23 protein-coding genes and 1 pseudogene are annotated in these 20,530 nt (G+C 56.5%); 18 read left to right on the forward strand and 6 right to left on the reverse strand.

The features are described from left to right. The first annotated feature begins 3 nt into the window (after positions 1 to 3). From ACXAEW_RS17170 to ACXAEW_RS17200, 7 genes and pseudogenes are all read left to right on the forward strand, one after another. Positions 4 to 354 (forward strand): Na+/H+ antiporter subunit C, encoded by a 351-nt coding sequence (locus ACXAEW_RS17170; RefSeq protein WP_474942488.1) that lies wholly within the window; start codon positions 4 to 6, stop codon positions 352 to 354. Then, positions 351 to 1,886, forward strand: a complete 1,536-nt coding sequence (locus ACXAEW_RS17175; protein WP_474942489.1) for a monovalent cation/H+ antiporter subunit D — start codon at positions 351 to 353, stop codon at positions 1,884 to 1,886. Before ACXAEW_RS17170 ends, ACXAEW_RS17175 begins: the two co-directional genes overlap by 4 nt. Continuing rightward, complete coding sequence (locus ACXAEW_RS17180) at positions 1,883 to 2,380, forward strand: Na+/H+ antiporter subunit E (RefSeq protein ID WP_474942490.1); 498 nt, start codon at positions 1,883 to 1,885, stop codon at positions 2,378 to 2,380. Before ACXAEW_RS17175 ends, ACXAEW_RS17180 begins: the two co-directional genes overlap by 4 nt. Further along, positions 2,377 to 2,646, forward strand: coding sequence for a K+/H+ antiporter subunit F (locus ACXAEW_RS17185; protein WP_474942491.1), 270 nt, complete (start codon positions 2,377 to 2,379; stop codon positions 2,644 to 2,646). Before ACXAEW_RS17180 ends, ACXAEW_RS17185 begins: the two co-directional genes overlap by 4 nt. Positions 2,647 to 2,656: 10 nt before the next feature. Further along, on the forward strand, positions 2,657 to 3,025 hold the full coding sequence (locus ACXAEW_RS17190; protein ID WP_474942492.1) for a Na+/H+ antiporter subunit G: 369 nt from the start codon (positions 2,657 to 2,659) through the stop codon (positions 3,023 to 3,025). A gap of 31 nt (positions 3,026 to 3,056) precedes the next feature. Continuing rightward, a pseudogene (locus tag ACXAEW_RS17195) lies at positions 3,057 to 4,169 on the forward strand (FAD-dependent oxidoreductase); the annotation flags it as partial. Positions 4,170 to 4,810: 641 nt separating this feature from the next. Next, a complete protein-coding gene (locus ACXAEW_RS17200; protein WP_474942493.1) occupies positions 4,811 to 5,296 on the forward strand; it encodes a MarR family winged helix-turn-helix transcriptional regulator in 486 nt (161 codons plus the stop codon). A 42-nt stretch (positions 5,297 to 5,338) separates the two neighbouring features. On the opposite strand, the gene ACXAEW_RS17205 is transcribed toward ACXAEW_RS17200, so the two are convergent. The 3 genes from ACXAEW_RS17205 to ACXAEW_RS17215 all read right to left on the reverse strand — a co-directional run bounded on the left by ACXAEW_RS17205 (position 5,339) and on the right by ACXAEW_RS17215 (position 8,054). Then, positions 5,339 to 6,076: an SOS response-associated peptidase gene (locus ACXAEW_RS17205; protein WP_474942494.1), complete on the reverse strand. Its 738-nt coding sequence runs from the start codon at positions 6,074 to 6,076 to the stop codon at positions 5,339 to 5,341. 3 nt (positions 6,077 to 6,079) lie between these two features. Beyond that, on the reverse strand, positions 6,080 to 6,388 hold the full coding sequence (locus ACXAEW_RS17210; RefSeq protein ID WP_474942495.1) for a DnaJ family domain-containing protein: 309 nt from the start codon (positions 6,386 to 6,388) through the stop codon (positions 6,080 to 6,082). Between the two features lie 85 nt (positions 6,389 to 6,473). Beyond that, positions 6,474 to 8,054, reverse strand: a complete 1,581-nt coding sequence (locus tag ACXAEW_RS17215; protein WP_474943059.1) for a bifunctional metallophosphatase/5'-nucleotidase — start codon at positions 8,052 to 8,054, stop codon at positions 6,474 to 6,476. Positions 8,055 to 8,318: 264 nt separating this feature from the next. Here ACXAEW_RS17215 and ACXAEW_RS17220 point away from each other — a divergent pair, with 264 nt between their 5' ends. From ACXAEW_RS17220 to arsC, 3 genes are read left to right on the forward strand one after another with little or no spacing between them, the layout of a single operon-like run. Further along, positions 8,319 to 8,663 (forward strand): DUF952 domain-containing protein, encoded by a 345-nt coding sequence (locus ACXAEW_RS17220; RefSeq protein ID WP_474943060.1) that lies wholly within the window; start codon positions 8,319 to 8,321, stop codon positions 8,661 to 8,663. A gap of 8 nt (positions 8,664 to 8,671) precedes the next feature. Continuing rightward, positions 8,672 to 9,730 carry a quinone-dependent dihydroorotate dehydrogenase gene (locus ACXAEW_RS17225; RefSeq protein WP_474942496.1) on the forward strand — a complete coding sequence of 353 codons (1,059 nt, stop codon included), beginning with the start codon at positions 8,672 to 8,674 and terminating at the stop codon, positions 9,728 to 9,730. Further along, positions 9,727 to 10,068 (forward strand): arsenate reductase (glutaredoxin), encoded by a 342-nt coding sequence (arsC, locus tag ACXAEW_RS17230; protein WP_474942497.1) that lies wholly within the window; start codon positions 9,727 to 9,729, stop codon positions 10,066 to 10,068. The genes ACXAEW_RS17225 and arsC overlap by 4 nt, the downstream gene beginning before the upstream one ends. A gap of 3 nt (positions 10,069 to 10,071) precedes the next feature. Here arsC and ACXAEW_RS17235 read toward each other — a convergent pair whose 3' ends face one another. The 3 genes from ACXAEW_RS17235 to ACXAEW_RS17245 are packed head-to-tail and all read right to left on the reverse strand — an operon-like array spanning position 10,072 to position 12,355. Then, positions 10,072 to 11,406, reverse strand: coding sequence for an MATE family efflux transporter (locus tag ACXAEW_RS17235; RefSeq protein ID WP_474943061.1), 1,335 nt, complete (start codon positions 11,404 to 11,406; stop codon positions 10,072 to 10,074). 2 nt (positions 11,407 to 11,408) lie between these two features. Then, the gene (locus ACXAEW_RS17240; RefSeq protein WP_474942498.1) at positions 11,409 to 11,921 is read right to left on the reverse strand and encodes a PaaI family thioesterase; all 513 of its coding nucleotides are present in this window, start codon (positions 11,919 to 11,921) and stop codon (positions 11,409 to 11,411) included. After that, positions 11,918 to 12,355: a PaaI family thioesterase gene (locus tag ACXAEW_RS17245; protein ID WP_474942499.1), complete on the reverse strand. Its 438-nt coding sequence runs from the start codon at positions 12,353 to 12,355 to the stop codon at positions 11,918 to 11,920. Before ACXAEW_RS17245 ends, ACXAEW_RS17240 begins: the two co-directional genes overlap by 4 nt. 112 nt (positions 12,356 to 12,467) lie before the next feature. Here ACXAEW_RS17245 and ACXAEW_RS17250 point away from each other — a divergent pair, with 112 nt between their 5' ends. The 8 genes from ACXAEW_RS17250 (at position 12,468) to ACXAEW_RS17285 (ending at position 20,383) form a co-directional block, all read left to right on the forward strand. Further along, complete coding sequence (locus ACXAEW_RS17250; RefSeq protein WP_474942500.1) at positions 12,468 to 12,839, forward strand: MerR family transcriptional regulator; 372 nt, start codon at positions 12,468 to 12,470, stop codon at positions 12,837 to 12,839. A 219-nt stretch (positions 12,840 to 13,058) separates the two neighbouring features. Then, complete coding sequence (locus tag ACXAEW_RS17255) at positions 13,059 to 13,457, forward strand: MerR family transcriptional regulator (protein ID WP_474942501.1); 399 nt, start codon at positions 13,059 to 13,061, stop codon at positions 13,455 to 13,457. Between the two features lie 32 nt (positions 13,458 to 13,489). Next, entirely contained in the window at positions 13,490 to 15,271 is a 1,782-nt protein-coding gene (locus ACXAEW_RS17260; RefSeq protein WP_474942502.1) for an acyl-CoA dehydrogenase C-terminal domain-containing protein, read from the forward strand. Positions 15,272 to 15,325: 54 nt separating this feature from the next. Continuing rightward, positions 15,326 to 15,538 (forward strand): hypothetical protein, encoded by a 213-nt coding sequence (locus ACXAEW_RS17265; protein ID WP_474942503.1) that lies wholly within the window; start codon positions 15,326 to 15,328, stop codon positions 15,536 to 15,538. Between the two features lie 288 nt (positions 15,539 to 15,826). Beyond that, a complete protein-coding gene (locus ACXAEW_RS17270) occupies positions 15,827 to 16,459 on the forward strand; it encodes a glutathione S-transferase family protein (RefSeq protein WP_474942504.1) in 633 nt (210 codons plus the stop codon). A gap of 27 nt (positions 16,460 to 16,486) precedes the next feature. After that, complete coding sequence (locus ACXAEW_RS17275; protein ID WP_474942505.1) at positions 16,487 to 17,698, forward strand: acetyl-CoA C-acetyltransferase; 1,212 nt, start codon at positions 16,487 to 16,489, stop codon at positions 17,696 to 17,698. Position 17,699: 1 nt separating this feature from the next. Then, positions 17,700 to 18,188 carry a cupin domain-containing protein gene (locus ACXAEW_RS17280; RefSeq protein ID WP_474942506.1) on the forward strand — a complete coding sequence of 163 codons (489 nt, stop codon included), beginning with the start codon at positions 17,700 to 17,702 and terminating at the stop codon, positions 18,186 to 18,188. Next, positions 18,185 to 20,383 carry a 3-hydroxyacyl-CoA dehydrogenase NAD-binding domain-containing protein gene (locus ACXAEW_RS17285; RefSeq protein WP_474942507.1) on the forward strand — a complete coding sequence of 733 codons (2,199 nt, stop codon included), beginning with the start codon at positions 18,185 to 18,187 and terminating at the stop codon, positions 20,381 to 20,383. Before ACXAEW_RS17280 ends, ACXAEW_RS17285 begins: the two co-directional genes overlap by 4 nt. Positions 20,384 to 20,530 lie beyond the last annotated feature (147 nt).

Here is a 20,530-nt window from a genome sequence, read left to right on the forward strand (position 1 = left end):
CCGATGGAAATCCTTGTAGCATCCGCCGTTGGCGTGCTGACGGCGGCGGGCATTTACCTGATCCTGCGCCGCCGGACCTTCCCGGTGATCCTGGGACTTTCATTGTTGACCTACGCAGTGAATGTCTTCCTGTTTGCAACCGGCCGGTTGATGGTTGGCGCTCCGCCGATCCTGAACAAATACAAAGAGGTCGCCTATACCGATCCGTTGCCTCAGGCCCTGGTGCTGACCGCAATTGTGATCTCCTTCGGGATGACAGCGGTGGTGGTGATGGTCGCGTTGGGGGCATATCTGTCCTCCAAAACCGACGACATCAATATGGACGATGCCTCTGAGGCAGGAGAAGACGCATGAACCACCTGTTGATTGCGCCCGTTTTGATGCCGGCCATCGTGGCTCCGCTGATTGCAATGGTGACCCGGCACCATATTGACCTGACCCGGATATTCTCTCTCGCGACATCCGTGGCAGTGGTTATCGTGACCCTCGCCCTTGGAGTTCAGGCGATGGATGGCACCGTTCAGGTTTACGAACTGGGCAACTGGCAAGCCCCTTTTGGCATCGTTCTGGTCCTCGACCGGCTTTCGGCGATGATGTGTATCCTCACCGCGATACTGGCGCTGGTTGTGAACCTTTATGCGGTTGGAACTGACTGGGACACACGTGGCAGCAACTTTCATGCTCTGTTCCAGTTTCAGCTGATGGGCATCCTGGGCGCATTCCTGACCGGTGATGCCTTCAATCTGTTTGTTTTCTTTGAGGTCCTGCTGATCGCCTCTTACGGGCTGACCATCCACGCAGGCGGCGCGCGAAGGTTCCGCGCTGGCGTGCAATATGTGGTCTACAACCTGATCGGGTCGAGCCTGTTTCTTTTTGCGCTAGGCACCATCTACGCTGTGACAGGCACGCTGAACATGGCGGATCTGGCTGTTAAAGTGGCCGAGATTTCACCCGATAACACCGCGCTTATTCGGGTTGGCGCGATCATGCTTTTGTTGGTCTTCTGTATCAAAGCCGCACTCTTGCCGCTGCATTTCTGGTTGCCTGCTTCCTATGCCGAAGCTCCGGCGCCGGTTGCTGCTCTCTTTGCGATCATGACCAAGATCGGTGCCTATGCAATCATCCGCTTTTACACCTTGATCTTTGGGCCGGAACTGGAAGCCACGGCGGGGCTTGGTGGAGACTGGCTGCTGCCTGCGGCATTGTTCACCCTGGCGGCCGGCGCAATCGGTGTGCTGGGTGCGCGAGATCTGGGCCGGGTGATCGCCTTTGGCGCTATTGCCTCGATGGGCACACTTCTGACGGCGGTTGCGCTGTTTACTCCACAGGCAGCGGCGGCAGCGCTGTATTACACGGTGCATTCGACCTTTGCCGCGGCCCTGCTGTTTCTTGTCGCCGACCTGGTGATTGAACGGCGCGGAGCCGAGATTACACCCAAAGCACCAATGGCGCAAAACGGTCTGATTGCGGCTTTGTTCTTTGTTGGCGCAATTGCACTGGCCGGCATGCCGCCGATTTCCGGCTTCCTCGGCAAACTTCTGGTGATGGACGCCGCCCGAGGCCATGACATGGTCTGGACAATCTGGGCGGTAATTCTGGTCGGATCCCTGGTGACCATCCTGGGGCTTGCCCGGACCGGGACGATTATTTTCTGGAAGTCCTACGACGCAAGCACCGAAGTTCCTACCGTGGAAGAGACCGAAGGGGAGGAAAACGTTGCCGAACGCCCGGCCAGCCTGCCCTTTGTGGCGATCTTCGGACTGGTCACCGGGCTGGTTCTGCTTACGGTTTTTGCAGGCCCGATGACACGCTATGCTGATGCAACGGCTCAGCAGCTGTTTGCACCTGAAACATATATCCAAACGGTATTGGGGGACACGAAATGAAGCTCTTGCACCGCGCCCTCCCGCATCCGCTTCTGACCCTGCTGTTGACCGGGACATGGTTGCTGCTTGTCAACGGCTGGTCGCTGAACTCATTGGTGTTCGGCTTCCTTATGGGATGGTTGATCCCCTTTGTGACGGCGGCCTACTGGCCCGATCAGCCCAAAATGCGCGCGCCTCTCAAGGTGCTGGGATATGTCGGCGTCGTTTTCTGGGACATTATCCTCGCCAATATTGTGGTGGCCAAGATCGTACTGTTCAAACCCAATGCACAGCGCAAACCTGCCTGGGTGACTGTACCGCTTGATCTGCGCACCCCGGAGGCTATCACCGTACTGGCGGGCACCATCACCCTGACCCCCGGTACGGTATCGGCCGATGTTTCGGACCACGGGCACGCGCTTCTGGTTCATTGCTTGGACGCCGAAGACCCTGAGGCCGTCTGTGCCGAAATCAAATCCAGATATGAGGCGCGCCTGAAGGAGATTTTCGAATGATGACATTTGCCATCTACTTCGCATTTACGTGTTTTGCTGCGGCAATGTTGATGAACCTTTGGAAGGTTGTCTTTGCCGATCTGGTCGCCGACCGCATCCTTGCGCTGGATACCATGTTCATAAACGCCATCGTTATGATGGTTCTTTATGGGCTGGCCAACGGAACCGAGATCTATTTCGAGGCCGCCATGATCATCGCAATGCTGGGCTTTGTGTCCACTGTGGCCTATGCGCGGTTTATCCTGCGCGGCAATATTATCGAGTGAGGTCAGCCCCATGGAAACGTTACTTGAATTCGCAGTCAGCTTTTTCCTTATCGTTGGTGGGCTTTTTGGCTTTGTCGGCTCGTTCGGGCTGCTGAAACTGAATGATCCGATGTCCCGCCTGCATGCCCCGACTAAGGCAACAACCCTTGGTATGGGCGGGGTTCTGATCGCGTCGATCCTGCATGCCATTGTGGTGGAACATCACGGCTCAGTTCATGAAATCATGATTGTTCTGTTCCTCTTTATCACGGCACCCATCACAGCAAATTTCATTGCGAAAGTTCATATCCACCGGCATGAAACGCCCAAGTCTCTGCCCAAGGCCGGCAGCGATACAGTCTGGGCCACCCACGCCGTCTCTGACGAAAAAGAGGGCTGATCCCGCCAAAATTTATGAGGCATAGTACATGATGCACCCCCCTGCCGTTCCACAGACCAAAGATGTCGTTTTGATCGGAGGGGGACATGCACATGCGCTGGTGCTGAAATCATGGGGTATGAAGCCGCTGCCGGGCGCCCGGCTGACAGTTATTAATCCGGGCGCAACTGCACCTTATTCCGGTATGTTGCCCGGGTTTGTTGCCGGTCACTATGATCGCGCCTCACTCGACATTGATCTTGTGCAACTGGCCCGTTTCGCCCAAGCCCGTATCATAATCGGCCGTGCCGAGGGGATTGACCGGGAAAATCAGCGCATTCACGTGCCCGGCCAGCCGCCCATTGCCTATGACGTGGCCTCCATTGATGTGGGTATCACCTCGGATATGCCCCAGATGCCGGGCTTTGCTGAATACGCCGTTCCGGCCAAACCCCTTGGACCCTTTGCTGCCAAATGGGACGCTTTTCGAAACGGCAATGGTCCGGCACATATCGCAGTGATTGGCGGCGGAGTTGCAGGATCAGAGCTGATCCTTGCAATGGCCTTTGCCCTGAGGGAACGGGGGCGCTTGGGCAGTGCAACCTTGATCGACAGCTCCACTGCCTTAACCGCTATTCCCGCAAAGGCCGGGCAGATCGTGCGGAACCAGATGTCGGCGCTTGGTGTTTCCCTGATTGAAAACGCCAGCATCACGCAGATCTCAGATGACACAATCACATTGGCTGACGGACGAAAGATTCTCTCTGAATTCACCACCGGTGCCGCCGGGGCCCGCCCCTATGACTGGCTGCAGAACACCGGTCTTTTGCTGACGAACGGGTTTGTTGACGTCAACGCGTGCCTGCAGTCCTCGGACCCGAAGATCTTTGCGACCGGCGACTGCGCCCATCTGAGCGCATCGCCTCGGCCCAAGGCCGGTGTCTATGCTGTGCGTCAGGCGCCTGTGTTGTTTGGCAATATCCGCGCACTGCTGACCGGGGAGGCCCTGCGCCCTTACAAAGCCCAAAAGGACTATTTGAAGCTCATTTCCCTCGGCGGAAAATCTGCAATGGGAGAGAAGTTCGGCATGCCGTTTTCCGGCCCTGCCATATGGCAATGGAAGAATCAGATTGATCAGAGCTTTATGGGTAAATTCCGGGATCTGATGTAAGACAGCCACTCCCCACTACCAGCCGAATAGGCAGAAGGTGTGGTAGAAGAGCTGGGTGATATGCGGCTGCGCTACGCCACGGGTTTCGGCCTGATAGGGCATTTAAGGGGAATAAGGCTGATATAGGTCGCAAGAGGGAGAAACATGGGGGGCTGAGTGGTGGCGATCGTTCTTGGCAAAAAAAGCGTTAAGTCACCTGTTCGGAGACCAGACCAGCGCGTCTTCGGAGATTGAATACCCCCAACCAAGCAGCTGTTCTTAATTATAAAATTAAGTGCGGGCTGCCATATCCGATTATGCGAAACCACAAAACCGCAGATCGGGCGTCAGCCTCCTCAGTTCTCCCTGCCATTACCGGATCAACACCGATTGCAGAAGCAGCTTTCCTCATCGCGTCTGTTGGCTCGTGCTCTCTGCAGGTCCAGAACGATACAGTTCCAGAATCTCGGCCAAATATGTGCATCACTTCAGAATTGGCCAAAAAATTTTTCCGGGCAAATGGCAAAAACCGGCCGCTTTTGACAGAAAACCTTAAAACCCGCTTGCTTCACGTTTTAAATAAAAAGTATCGGTAAAGTGCGCCAAAAGTTAACTCAAAGCAAAATCTGCCACTTTACGGAACAGGAAACGAATACATGGGCTCTCCTGCTTTGGAGATGTATGCACTACCCTCCCATCTGATACGCCGCTTGAACCAGATTTGCGTGGCGGAGTTTTCAACTGCCATGTCGGACGCGGATATTGACCTGACACCCGTGCAATACTCAGTCCTATGGGCTGTCGAAACGTACCCCGGCGTCGATCAGGCCTCTGTTGCCAAACACATCGGCTATGACCGGGCCACCCTGGGTAAGGTGGTGGACCGGTTGGAGTTCAAGGGGTTTCTGACACGCACGATCAGTGAAACAGACAGGCGGGCCCGTGAAATCCACCTGTCCCAAGCAGGCACTGACTTGTTAAAAGAGGCACATCCCGTGGTCTTGGCAAGCCAGGAAAAGATGTTGCCCGGAATAGACGCCGATGAACGAGCGCTGCTCATCAATCTGTTGATACGTGTTGCCGAAGCTGCAAATGCCAACACGAATGCGCCTGTTTTCTCTCCAATGAAACCGGACAACTGAAGACGCGGCCTGTCAACGAAGGGCCCGAAAATCGCGGCCATCTCAGAACAGCTTCCCTTGCGGATTCGTTTCGCCATTTCCGGGTGTCAGTTCGTCCGGCAATGCTGAACCGTCTGCGCCCTCGGGTTCGTAAAAAGGTTCAATAAGCTCTGGCCCGTCCGCCCGGTTGGAGTTAACCCTCGGGTGAACACGTTGAAAATGTAGAAGATCTTCTGCTGCGGGCTGCATCAATCGCGCGGCTCCTTGTCCGCTTTCCCCAAGCCAAAGTGCCCAGTCTTCAGCCTCTAGAACCAGCGGCATTCGGTGATGCAGATGCTGGATACTCTGGTTCGAAACCGTTGTGACAATGGCGCAGGTGCTTTGGGCATCGCCCCAGTGTTGCCAGATCCCGCCAAATGCAATTGGCGCGCGGTCTGCCCTTTGAAAATACCAAGGCAACCGGTTGCCAGCGCTATCCTTTGTCCACTCGTAAAAGCCATCAGCCGGAATGAGGCATCGCCTGCTTCGGCAGGCTTTGGCAAATGCAGGCTTATCAGCCAGCGTTTCAGCGCGGGCATTGATCAGCAGGGGGCCATCTGTTTCACTTTTGTACCAATGGGGCAAAAACCCCCAGCGCATGGAGACAAGCTGGCGCCCCAGTTCAACGGCCCTGACCACGGCAATCTGGTTTGTAGGGCAGATGTTATAATTGGGAAGGTTTAGCAAACTATTGGCCGGTTGTGCCGCAAACAACTGCGCCATGGCATCGCTTGGCAGCGTAAGGGCAAACCGTCCACACATACCCTACCTAAGATGCGCTTTGCGTGCGAGGTCGATGCGCGCTTCCATCATCGACATGTCTTTGAGGATATCCTGGCGCTTGGACCTGTCGCCCGTCTCACGTAGCTCTTCCCGCAAACGCTCCAATTCCCGCGACAGAGACACAAACTCCGGCACACCTCCGCTTTCCCTGATCAGACGGTTGACCAGCTGGTTTTCCGGGTCATCACATTCAGGCAGAGGTTTCCCGGCCCCGGCGAGGTTGTCAAAGGCACCGTCAGCCTCAGCGGCGGCAATTTTCTGGTTTATGAGGTCAATCAGCGGGTGGTCCATATGGCAAATGTGCCAGATCACACCCAAAAGAAAAAGCCCCGCCGCAGTGGGAGCTGCGACGGGACTTTTCCAAGCCAGTGTTTGCTTATTTCTTGGTGATACGCCCGTCGGTGTAGGGAACGTAAGGCCCAACTTTGGCCAGGTATTCCGCTGTGACGTCTGCCAGATCGGGCCCAAAGTCATAGGCTTTGGCGGCATCTATGAACATCTTGTAGCCGTCACCACCGCCACGCACATAGTTGTTGGACACCATACCGTACATTTTGGCCGGGTCGATCGGCACCCAGGCATCACCCTCCTGGACCAGCACGTCAGAGATCCGCCCTTCGCCAGCTGCAACAGAAGGATCCCAGGTGAACTTCAGCCCGGCAACCTGGGGGAAACGGCCTTTGACCTCTTCCACCTGGCTTACACCGTTTTCAAGGGCATCGATCACCGTTTGGCCTGACACTTCAAAGGTCGACAGCGTGTTCTGAAACGGCAGGACCGTCAGGACCTCGCCCATGGTGATCTCTCCCGCGTCAATCGACGCGCGCAGGCCACCGCCGTTCTGAATGGCAATCTGGATACCCTGATCCTTGACCCGGTCCAGCATTGCATCTGCAACCAGATTGCCCATCGCGCACTCACCGGTTCGACAGAAATCTCGGGCGCCTTCCACCGGCGCGGAGGTCTCCGCCACCACCCGGGCTTTCACCTCTTCGATCGGCGCACCCATTTCCGCAACACGGGCCGCAATGGCCGCATCCGGCGTCACGGATGCATCCAACAGGATCGGCTCACCTGCCGCTGCCGTTACCTTGCCCGCATCGTCAAACGTAACGCTCAGCTCCCCGACATATTTGGAATAGGCATAGGCCTGTACCACCGGAACATCACCCACCATCATCGGATAAGCGCCCGCCGCACGGTCATTGGTGTTGGACAACAGTGTGTGGGAATGCCCGCCCACCACAAGATCCAACCCAGGTACTTTCGCCGCAATCTCAAGATCCTTGGCAAGGCCCACATGGGTCAAGGCAATGATCTTGTTGACACCTTCAGCTTCCAGCGCGGCGACATCTGCCTTCAGGCTCTCGATCTCATCCTGGAAGATCACATTCGGGCCCGGCGACGAGGTGTCGACCGTGTCCGTTGCAAGAACAGAAATCACGCCGATTTTCTCACCACCGACCTCAAGAACGACGTGATTGGCCACCTTGCCGTTCAGGCTGTCTTCTGCCGTCAGATCCAGGTTTCCGGAAATCACCGGGAAGGACACGGCATCAATGAACTTGGACAGGCCTTCCGGACCGTCATCAAATTCATGGTTGCCCACAGCCATCACGTCATACCCGATAGCCTCCATGAACTCTGCCTCTGCAGCGCCCTTGTATGTGGTGTAAAACAACGACCCCTGAAACGGATCGCCCGCATCCATCACCAGCAGGTTTTTATCCGCCAGTTCAGCGCGCTTGGTATCAATCATGGTTTTAATACGGGCCACGCCACCGAAACACTTGCCTTCGGCCTCATCATCAGCGCCACAGGTGGAATCGTATTTGTTGATCGACTCGATGCGGCTGTGAATGTCGTTGGTGTGTAAAATCGTCAAATTGAATTCAGCAGAAGCCATGCCGGACGTAAGCCCCAACGCGGCGACACTGGTCAGGAAACGAGACATCATCATATGTGAACTCCCTGTTCTGGTATGCATCTAGTTGATGAGACTAGATCCGATAGATCCTTGTCCAAAGGGGAATTCACGACAAGGCGCTCCCGCGAGAATTCTGCCCGTTTGGTCAAAATCGCCCATAGATGACCGAAACCAGAGCGAAATTGGCAAGACTGCCGTTGCGTAACCGCACAAAAAGGGTCCCTGACAGTGCAAGAAACAGCAAAGAACATCGCAGCACTTGACCAGATCTGGCAGGACGTGCATCAGACGCGCATGCTGATTTACAAGATTTTCCGCCAAGATGAGTGGGAGGCCTTCCAAGCCGCAGGGGAAACCCTTGGCGCGCCGGTTGATCTGGCAGATGGCTTTGTCCATTTCTCCACAGCCGCCCAAGCGGCTGAAACTGCAGCCAAACATTTTGCGGGTGAAGCGAACCTGTTCCTTCTTGCGCTGAATGCCGAAACCTTGGGAGAGGCCCTGAAATGGGAGCCTTCCCGCGGGGGCGCATTGTTTCCCCATCTGTATCGAGAGCTCCACATGACGGATATTCTGTGGAGCAAACCCCTGCCATTGATCGACGGAGCGCATCAGTTTCCGGCTGAGATGAGCGGAGCATAGGACGCGCCATGAAACTCTCTGAAAAACTCGCGCTGGCGGCACTGCACCGTATGGATCCCGAAGCTGCACATGGGCTCTCCATTCAGGCTCTGAAGTCCGGGCTGGCACCTGCCCCCGGACCAGTGAGTTCAGCACGGTTGCGCACAAAGCTTGCCGGGCTGGATCTTCCCAATCCTGTGGGTCTGGCTGCCGGGTTTGACAAGAACGCCGAGGCGCTTGCGCCGCTCAGCCGGGCTGGATTTGGATTTATCGAGGTTGGTGCGGCGACGCCGCGCCCGCAGCCCGGCAACCCGAAACCACGATTGTTTCGCCTGACCGAAGACCGCGCCGCAATCAACCGGTTTGGTTTTAACAATGAAGGCATGCATGCCATTGGTGCGCGCCTTGCCAAACGTCCCAAAGATGCGGTGATTGGCCTGAACCTGGGTGCAAACAAGGACAGCAGTGATCGCGCTGCGGATTTTGCAACCGTCTTGCAGCACTGCGGCGCGTATCTTGATTTTGCCACTGTAAACGTCTCGTCGCCGAATACAGAAAAGCTGCGGGATCTTCAGGGTAAGGCCGCACTGAGCGCATTGTTAAACGGTGTGATTACGGTTCGAGACGGTTTGGACCGTCGGGTACCGGTGTTCCTGAAGATCGCCCCAGATTTGACTCTGGCTGAGCTGGATGACATCGCTGCCGTTGCCCTGGAAACCGGGATCGACGCGGTGATTACCACCAATACGACCCTGTCACGCGATGGCTTGAAAAGCGCACATGGCGATGAGGCCGGCGGGTTGTCCGGTGCGCCGCTCTTTGAGAAATCCACCCGGGTTCTGGCCCAGCTTGCAGATCGCCTGGACGGTGCGGTTCCCCTGATCGGGGTTGGTGGCATCAGCACTGCCGAACAGGCCTATGCCAAGATCTGCGCCGGGGCATCAGCAGTGCAGTTTTACACTGCGATGGTTTACGGCGGGCTGAGCCTTGCAGGCGAGATTGCAACCGGGCTGGACGCGCTTTTGGTCAAGGATGGGTTTGCCAGCGTCTCTGATGCAGTTGGCAGCAAAAAGGGAGACTGGCTGTGATCACCTACTGGCATAACCCGCGATGCTCCAAATCCCGTGCGGGCCTCGCGTTTTTTGAAGAGAATGGAGCCGAGCTTGTGGTCCGGCTCTATCAAAAGGACGCGCCGACACTGGAAGAACTCACCCAAGTGCGCGCCCTCTTGGATGTTTCGGCAATCTCAATGATGCGCAGCAAGGACGCAGCATTCAAGGAGCTCGGGTTGAGCGAGGGCTCGGATGACGAAACCCTTCTGAATGCGATGGCGCAACATCCGGCCCTGATTGAACGCCCCATCGCCTTTACCGCGCAAAAAGCCCGCATTGGCCGCCCCACCGAGGCTTTTGAAGACCTGCTGTAATGTTTACGGCCCGGCGCGCGCTTCAAGCGCCGGGTAGCGCATCCCCAACGTGATCCCGCGGGCGACAAAAGAAATCAGCAGCGCCGCCCACAAACCGTGATTTCCGAAAACCGGGATCAATGTCAGCACAGCAATCAGATAGACGCCTGCGCTCAGGATCATCATGTTGCGCATATCACGACCCGCGGTCGCACCAATAAAAATCCCGTCCAGTATCCAGCTGGCGCAGCCCAAAAGCGGCCCCGCCACAATGTAGGGCAGATAAATCCGCGCCGCGACACGGACATCGTCAGACGTCGTCATTCTGTCAATGATCCACGGACCAAGGGCCGAGAAAACCAATGCCATGATGACGACAACCACCGCCCCCCAAAGCGCGGTGATTTTGACACTTCGACGAAGCTCTGCCCGTTTCCGGGCGCCCATCGCCTGTCCAACCAGAGTTTCCGCAGCAAATGCGAACCCATCCATCCCATAGGCCGTTACAAACATCAGCTGGGCCAACACCTGGTTTGCCGCCAGAATGATATCTCCCTGTCGCGCTGCCAGAAACGTGAATGAGGTAAAAATCGCTTGCAGCAACAACGACCGGATCAGAATGTCCCGGTTGACTGACGCCATATGTTTCAGCCGTGACAGATCCAGCACCCGGTTCCAATCCCGCCAGCTCGAGGTCGAAAATGCATGCCGACAGAACCAGAACCCAAGAGCAAGACCGGACCATTCTGCGATAAAGGTTGCAAAGGCCACGCCGCTCACACCCCATCCCAGTCCCCAGACAAACCAAATGTCCAAAAGCATGTTCAATAGGTTCATGACAACCTGAACGGCAAAAAACGCATAGGTGCGTTCCTGCGCAATTAACCAGCCCGACAGCCCATAAATCGCAATCATTGCAGGTGCGGACCAGACCCGAATTCCAAGATAGCCTTCTGCCAACGCACCAACCTCCTGCGAAGGTCGGGCAAGTGACAGTGCCGTAGAAAACAGAGGGATCTGCACAAGCAATATGGCAAGCCCGGCCCCGAAACCGATCAGAAGGCTCCGGGTGAGGATGGCCGTGACCTCGTCCTGGTTCCCGCGCCCGATGGCTTGGCTGGCCAGACCAACCGTACCCATTCTCAGAAATCCGAACACCCAATAGAGGGACGTCAGAATGATCGAGCCAACGGCAACCGCGCCAAGCGGTGCCGCCTCGCCAAGTTGCCCGACAACACCGGTGTCCACCACCCCAAGCAACGGCACCGTGGCATTTGACACAACCACGGGCAGCGCGATTTTCAGCACCCGACGGTGGGTCACAGGTTGGACCGCGGTTGCGCGATGCAGGGGGCGCATGTTCAATCGCTGTCCGGAGCGGCCATCAGAAAATGACCGGTTGCCTGCGCCAGCAGCTTGTCCTTGTTGTCCTGCCAGGCTTCCACATGAACCGAGGCAAATCGACGCCCGGACCGCCAGACCCGCGCGCGTGCATAGGCGTCCCGCGGCAAACCAGAGCGCAAATAATCGACGCTGAAGTCGATTGTCTTTGGTTGACGCGGCAGATCACCCTGGGCCATCGCTTCAGGATCGACCGTACCGTTTTCGATCCCTTCCCATAAAACGGTCCAATGCAATGTGATCATGGCCGTCATCTCAAGGAATGCAGCGGTCGCCCCTCCATGCAAGGCCGGTAACATCGGATTGCCAATCAGCTTCTCATCAAAGTTCAGCTGCGCCGTAAGCTCGTTTCCGCGACGATCAAATGTGATCCCGAGGAACTGAATATAGGGAACCGAAGCAACAAGCGCATGAAGCGCGGCATCCCGACGCCGTTTCACCTGCTGGATGGGTTCCGGACGTGGGCGGATCATGATTGTGCCTTTCCGGTTTTACGTTCGACCGTGAAGGCGCCTGTTGCAGTCGCCACGGGCTTGTTCCGGTCCTCGTCCATCGCAACCGCCCGGACAAAGGCCACATTCCGGGTCATCTGGTGGCATGTTGCCTCGGCTCTGATCGTCTGACCCGGCGTCGCACTGCGCATATAGTCAATCCGCAGATCGATGGTGGCGGTATTGTCCGGTTGTTCGGGATGAAACAAAACCGCCATCCCGCAGCAGGTATCCATCAGCGCCGACACAGCACCACCATGCACAACCCGCGTTTTGGGATCCCCAATCAGGTTTTCATCATAGGGCATATCAATTGCAGCATCGCCGCCTCCGCAGGAAACCATCTCCATGCCCAGAGCCTGCGAGTGCGGCAGAGCCTTCAGAAAGGTCTTTGCCTTATCAAGTTGGTCATCCATCTGCGGTCTCCAAGTCATTCAAAGATAATTGCATATTTTCGTTCTAAAGAACTGGCTCGGATGTTGCACTTGCAAAAATACAGCCCTAGGTTACCCCCAAGGGAGAGAGCGAGTGACCACAGACGAATTGTCATTCAAAGAAATGTGCGCCGAGTTTGACGTTACGCCGCGCACACTTCGGTATTATGAATACATCGAATTGCTGCACCCCCGCCGCGAGGGGCGCAGCCGGTTTTATGGTGCCCGTGAGCGGGCCCGTATGACATTGATCATGCGTGGACGGCGATTTGGCTTCCAACTGGAAGAACTGCGCCAATGGCTGCTGATCTATGAGAACGAGGGCACGCAGGCACAGCTAAAGGTCTTTCTTGAAATGGCGGACCGCCAGTTGCTTGAACTGACAAAACAGCGCGAACAGCTGGACCAGGCTCTTTCGGAACTGTCAGACCTGCGCGCCACAACGGAAAAGCTCATCGAGAACTGATCCGTCCAAACCAACAGTGTTTCTCAGGCCCTGCTCATCGAGCGGGGCCTTTTTACGTGGTTTTCCCCTTAAATTTTTCTACCCAACGTCACAATTCAGGGTGACGCGACGTTCAACTTACGTAAACGTCAATAAATGACTTTAGTAACATCAACAGCCCCTTCCCCCTTGGCCCAGCGCCAGGGATTTTGGGCGCAGAGTACAAGGACCCGCCTCAGTATGAGCGAAGACACTTTAACCATCCGTGAGATGTGTGACGCTTTTGACGTCACCCCGCGCACATTGCGATTCTATGAAGCCAAGGAGCTTTTGTTTCCCATCCGGGAAGGACAGCGCCGCCTGTTTACCAAACGGGACCGTGCCCGTCTGAAACTGATCCTGCGCGGAAAACGCTTTGGCTTTAGCCTGGAAGAAATCCGCCAGCTGCTGGATCTCTATCATGCAGATGACCAGCAATTGGTTCAGCTGACCCGCACCTATGAAGTCGCCTGCGAGCGTCTCGCCGATATGGAGCGTCAGCGCGACGAGCTGGAAACCGCGATTGACGAACTCAAAGACCAACTGCGCTGGGGAGAAAAGATGATCGCCTCGATGAAGTCCCAAGCCGCAGCGCAGTAAAAGCCCTTTCCCCTCTCAGCGGAGATAACAATATGCCCCGTTACACAGCCCCGACCAAAGACGTGCAATTCCTGCTGCACGAGGTTTTAAACGTCTCGACCAGCAATATTCCAGGCTATGGCGAGCTGGACCCCGAATTCACCGGGGCCGTATTGGAAGAAGCAGGCAAGATCGCGTCTCAGGTTCTGCAGCCCTTGAACACTGTCGGCGACCAGGAAGGCTGCCGGTTCGAGAACGGGGTGGTCTCTACCCCAGCCGGGTTCAAGGACGCCTTTGAGCAGATGAAGGAAGGCGGATGGCCGGGGCTGGACATGCCAGAAGAGTTTGGCGGTCAGAACATGCCTTATGTTATCGGCTCCGCCGTGGGCGAGTTCTTCTCTGCCGCCAATCAGGCGTTTACCATGTATCAGGGCCTGACCCACGGAGCCGCCTCTGCCATTCTGGCCCATGGGACAGATGCTCAAAAGACGACTTACCTGCCCAAAATGGTCTCTTGTGACTGGACAGGCACGATGAACCTGACGGAACCCCATTGCGGTACCGATCTGGGGCTGATGCGCACCAAGGCCGAACCGCAGGATGATGGCAGCTACAGGATCACCGGGCAGAAGATATTCATCTCTGCCGGTGATCATGACCTTGCCGACAACGTAATCCATTTGGTCCTGGCCAAGATTCCAGGTGGACCGGACGGGATCAAAGGTGTCTCTTTGTTCATCGTTCCCAAAGTCATGGTGAACGAGGACGGAACACTGGGCGCACGCAACGCGGTTTCTGTCGGCAAAATCGAAGAGAAGATGGGCATTCACGGCAACTCCACCTGTGTGATGAACTACGACGGGGCCACCGGATACCTGTTGGGAACGGAACATAAAGGCATGCGCGCCATGTTCACCATGATGAACGAAGCGCGACTGGGCGTTGCCATGCAGGGCCTGGCCCAGGCCGAGGCAGCGTATCAGAACGCCCTGGACTACGCGCGGGACCGCCTGCAAGGGCGCGATGTCACCGGAGCCAAGAACCCGGACGGCCCTGCCGATCCTCTGATTGTCCACCCCGATATTCGCCGTAACCTCATGGATCAGAAAAGTTTCACCGAAGGGGCACGCGCCTTTATGCTGTGGGGAGCATCGCTCATCGACCAGTCCCACCGGGCCAAGGATGCCGAAGCAGAAGGGCTGATCTCTCTCATGACCCCTGTCCTCAAAGGCTTCCTGACCGACAAGGGTTATGACATGACGGTGCAGGCCCAGCAGGTCTATGGCGGTCATGGCTACATCGAGGAATGGGGCATGTCCCAGTTCACACGCGATGCCCGGATCACCATGATCTATGAAGGTGCCAACGGCGTGCAGGCGTTGGATCTGGTCGGGCGCAAGCTGGCGCAGGACGGTGGCAAACATGTCATGGGATTCTTTGAACTGGTGAAGTCCTTCTGCAAGGAGGCTGGTGACATATCCGAAGATTTCAAATCCCAGTTTATCGAACCGCTGAAAGCAGCCTCCAAGGATCTGCAAGCCGCAGGCATGTATTTCATGCAGAACGGCATGAAGAACCCCAACCACGCTTTGGCGGGATCTTACGACTTCATGCATCTCTTTGGCCATGTCTGCCTGGGGCTGATGTGGGCCCAGATGGCAAAAGCGGCGCAAAATGCATTGGACACGGGCGCAGACGACGCGGCGTTCTATGAGACCAAGCTGGCAACCGCGCGCTATTACATGGCAAGACAATTACCCGCAACAGCGCTGCACCTGACCCGCATTCAATCCGGCGCAGACCCGGTAATGGCGCTGGACGCAAACGCGTTCTAAGGTCACTCTTTGTGCGGCGCATATTGCGCCAGTTGTACAGCCGAAGGAAAAGACATGCCGAAACGCTTCCGCCTTACCCGCCGCTTCCCGGTCTCCATGACCGAGGACGGTTACCGCCGCCTGCGCAGATTTGCGCAGGATGCCGGCCTGGATGAGGGAGAGGCCTTGTCTTTTCTCTTCGAGAACTTCGACAGTGTGACCAATAATGACAATCTGACCCACCGCATGCGGATCTTTAACGCCGAACTTGAGGACCGCAATAGATGAGAGGAAAGCCGTCGACCATTGCCGGTCCAGCTTGTTGCACCTGCGGGAGCCTCCGGCGGAAGTATTTAGAAAAAGATGAAAGGGCTGCGCGCCCAATCCCAAGCCTTCGCCAAATGAAAGGGCGCGCTTTCACCTTTTACGGTCATCGGCTCTTCAGCCTGTACCGCCAGATCACAATCGCGCCATCTTGGTAAAAGAACTCTAAATGGTTTCATCTTTTTTCAAATACTTCACGGGGGTGCGGGGGTGTGAAACCCCCGCTCAACTCTCACAAAGGGACGCAATTCTATGACAATGAAACTCTACTGCTTTGGCGAAAGCGGCAACGCCTATAAAGCGGCGCTTGCGCTTGAGCTCGCAGGCCTCGAATGGGAACCCGTCTATGTGGATTTCTTCAATGGAGAAACCCGAACCGACGCCTTCCGCACCATCAGCATTCAAGGTGAAGCACCTGTATTGGTCGACGGAGATTTAACTCTTAGCCAATCCGGGGTCATTCAACAGTATATCACCGACAAGACCGGGAAATTTGCTGGCGCGCCAGAGGACAAATACGAAGTTCTGCGCTGGGTGCTTTGGGACAACCACAAAATGTCGAGCCAGGTGGGCATGACCCGGTTCCTGATGAACTTCCTGCCTGAAGACAAACGTCCTGCCCCGGTGATCCAGTTTATGCAAAGCAGACTACAGGCTGCCTGGACTACGTTGAACGCTCATCTTGATGGGCGCAGCTGGATTGTTGGAGATGAGATCACCAATGCGGATCTCAGCTGTTGCAGCTACCTGTTTTACCCCGAACCCTTTGGCTTTGACCGTGCCGACTGGCCCCATATTGACACCTGGCTGACCCGCATCAGCGAACTGCCTGGTTGGAAACACCCGTATGATCTGATGCCCGGCAACCCGTCAGACCGTGCATAACACCCTATCGCGCTTGAGGAGAGCATGATGACAGACGCCTATATCTATGATGCCCTGCGTACCCCGCGAGGCAAGGGACGCAAGGACGGATCTCTGCACGAGGTCACCGCCCTGCGCCTATCCGCCCTCACCCTGAACGCCGTCAAAGCCCGCAACGGGCTGGAAGGCCACGCGGTGGAAGATGTGATCTGGGGCAATGTAACCCAAGTCATGGAACAAGGCGGCTGTCTCGCCCGGTCTGCCGTGCTGGCGTCGGATCTGGACGAACGCATTCCGGGTCTCTCCATTAACCGGTTCTGTGCCTCTGGCATGGAAGCGGTAAATCTGGCGGCCAATCAGGTCAAAGGCGGCGCCGGTCAGGCCTATATCGCGGGTGGTGTAGAAATGATGGGACGTGTTCCGATGGGCTCTGACGGGGCTGCCATCGCCGTGGATCCCAGCCTTGCCATGGACAGCTACTTTGTCCCGCAGGGGATCTCTGCCGATATTATCGCCACCGAATATGGGTTCACCCGTGAAGATGCGGATGCCCTTGCCGTTGAATCCCAGCGGCGTGCAGCAGAAGCCTGGGCCGACAACAGATTTGAAAAGTCAGTGGTTCCTGTAACCGACCAGAACGGGCTGACCATCCTGGACCGAGACGAATACATGCGCCCGGGAACCGATATGGAAGCCTTGGCGAAACTGAACCCTGCCTTCCAGATGATGGGGGAACAGATGCCCGGTTTCGACAAGGTGGCAATGTTGAAATACCCCCATCTGGAAAGAATCCATCATATCCATCACGCTGGCAACTCCTCTGGGATTGTGGATGGTGCGGCAGCGCTGTTGATTGGCAACAAGGAGTTCGGTGAGGCACATGGGCTGAAGCCACGCGCCCGCATCAAGGCCTCTGCCAAGATCGGAACCGACCCGACTATCATGCTGACGGGACCTGTGCCTGTGACCGAAAAGATCCTTGCGGACACCGGTATGGCCATCAGCGACATTGACCTCTTTGAAGTGAACGAGGCTTTTGCCTCGGTCGTGCTGCGTTTCCAACAGGCCTTCCAGGTCGATCCCAATGTAGTGAACGTCAATGGCGGCTCGATTGCTATGGGGCATCCTTTGGGCGCAACCGGAGCCATCATCATCGGCACGCTCCTGGATGAGCTGGAGCGGCAGGACAAAGAGTGCGGCCTGGCCACGCTCTGCATCGCTTCTGGCATGGGTGCCGCCACGATTATCGAACGGGTCTGATATGCCGAAACTTGATCTTTCAAAAATCGAGGCGCGGGGTGGTTCCGGCTATCCGGGCAAGCTGGCGGCTCCTGTCAAAGGGAGGTCCGCACAGCGGGTCGGCAAAGAAGGCGGTCTGACCCAGTTTGGCGCGAATATTATCCATCTTGAACCAGGCGCGCAGTCCTCGTTGCGTCACTACCATATGGAGCAGGATGAATTTGTGATGATCACCAGCGGCACCTGCACGCTGGTGGATGACGACGGCGAACATGAAATGATGCCCGGCGACTGTGCCACCTTTCCCGCTGGTGACACAAACGGCCATCACTTCATCAACAACACCAACGAACACGCAAGCTTCCTTGTCGTGGGCACCCGTACTGAGACCGAAACTGCTTACTACAGCGATATCGATATGATGGTCAAAGTCACCAACAATGAGAAATTTGACTTTACCCGCAAAGACGGCAGCCCCCTGACCAAGGACCAAACGGGAGAGGACACATGAGCGATTTCACCTATGACGTGGACGGAGATGGCGTAGCGGTTATCACTTGGGACGCGATTGACAAATCCATGAACGTGCTGACCCGCGAGGCACTGGAGGTTGTCGAGAGCTTCATTGATCAGGCGCTTGGCGATGACGCCGTCAAAGGGCTGGTCCTGACATCCGGCAAGAAAGACTTTGCCGGTGGCATGGATCTGAATGTGCTGGCCTCGATCCGCGAAGAATCGGGGGACAATCCGGCCCAAGGGCTTTTTGACTTCACAATGGAAGGCCACCGGATTCTGCGCAAACTGGAGCGCGCGGGGATGGAGCCCAAGACCAACAAGGGGGGTAAACCTGTTGCAGTCGCCATCAACGGCACCTGCGCGGGTATCGGGACAGAAATCGCATTGGCCTGCCATCACCGTGTGATGACCACAAACCCCAAGGCTAAGATCGGCCTGCCGGAGATCATGGTAGGGCTTTTCCCCGGCTGTGGTGGCACCACGCGTTATGTGCGTATGGTGGGTGCCGTTGCCTCGGCCCCGGTTCTGCTGGAAGGTAAGATGCTGGAGCCCAAGAAGGCAAAAGGCGCAAGCCTTGTTCATGCGCTGGCCGAAGACCCACTGGCAGCGGCCAAGGCGTGGGTGCTGAATGCGGGCCCTGCCGACATCGTGAAACCTTGGGATGCCAAGGGATTCAAAATGCCCGGTGGCGCGCCCTATCACCCGGCTGGCTTCATGAACTTCGTGGGCGCCTCTGCCATGGTCAATGGTCAGACCCAGGGTGCCTTCCCTGCGGCAAAGGCGCTGCTGTCGGCCATCTATGAAGGGGCGCTGGTTGATTTTGACACCGCGCTCAAAATCGAAGCGCGCTGGTTTACCCATGTTCTGATGAACCCGTCGTCCTCGGCCATGATCCGTTCTTTGTTCCTGAACAAACAAGCGCTTGAAAAAGGAGCCGTACGCCCGACTGATGTCGCAGATCAAACGGTGAAAAAGGTCGGCGTTCTGGGTGCTGGCATGATGGGTGCCGGGATCGCGCTGGTCTCTGCACAGGCCGGGATCGAAGTTGTTCTGATCGACCGCGACCAGGAGGCGGCAAACCGTGGCAAAGCCTATGCTGCGGATTACGCGGACAAGGGTATCAAACGCGGCAAGACCACGCCGGAGAAGAAAGAAGCCATTTTGGCGCAGATCACAGCAACCGCGGATCTTGAGGCTTTGAAAGGCTGCGACCTGATTGTGGAAGCTGTGTTCGAAGACCCCAAGGTCAAAGCCGAGATGACCCAGAAGGTGGAGGCCATCATCCCTGCGGACTGCATCTTTGCATCCAATACCTCGACGCTTCCAATCACGGAACTGGCCAAGGCCTCGGCCCGTGCGGATCAGTTCATCGGGATCCATTTCTTCTCACCGGTTGAAAAGATGATGCTGGTTGAGATCATCAAAGGGCGTGAGACCGGTGACCGTGCCGTGGCCAAAGCGCTTGATTATGTGCGCCAGATCCGCAAAACGCCGATTGTTGTCAACGATGCGCGCTTCTTCTACGCCAATCGGTGTATCCTGCCCTATATCAACGAAGGGCTGCGGATGGTGACCGAAGGGGTCTCTCCGGTGTTGGTCGACAATGCCGCGCGCCAGCTTGGCTTCCCGGTCGGGCCTATTCAGTTGACGGATGAAACCTCCATCGACCTCGGAGCCAAGATCGCGCGCGCGACCAAAGCCGCCATGGGCGAGGCCTACCCCGAAAGCCCGGCCGATGATCTGATCTTCTGGATGGAAGATCAGGGTCGACTGGGGCGTAAGGCAGGCAAAGGTTTCTTTGATTACGACGCCAAGGGAAAACGCGTGGAGTATTGGAAAGGTCTGGCAGAGAAATACCCGTCCGCCAGTGAGCAACCTGATCTGATCGAGGTTCAGGAGCGCCTGATGTTTGCTCAGGTTCTGGAAGCCGTGCGCGCGCTGGAAGAGGGTGTTCTGCTGGACATTCGCGAAGGCGACGTTGGGGCAATCCTTGGCTGGGGCTTTGCGCCCTGGTCCGGTGGGCCGCTGTCCTGGCTCGACATTATTGGCACGCCTTATGCCGCGGAGCGTTGCGCACAACTGGCAGAGGCCTATGGTCCACGCTTTGCCTGCCCCGCGCTTTTGCAGGAGATGGCCGAAAAGGGTCAGAGCTTCTATGGTCGGTTTGATCCTGAAAAATCCGCGGCGTGATTTAACGTTTCACAGTCCGCGATGGTCCTGAAATCAGAGACCTTCCAAAATCGCAGAAAGGCCGCTCCTGAACCGGGTGCGGCCTTTCGTAACGGAGAAGATAAAGAAAGACAGCGGCTTAGCGTTGTTTTTTATACCGCCAAGCCG

It is taken from the genome of Epibacterium sp. ABZ3_068 (assembly GCF_056159265.1).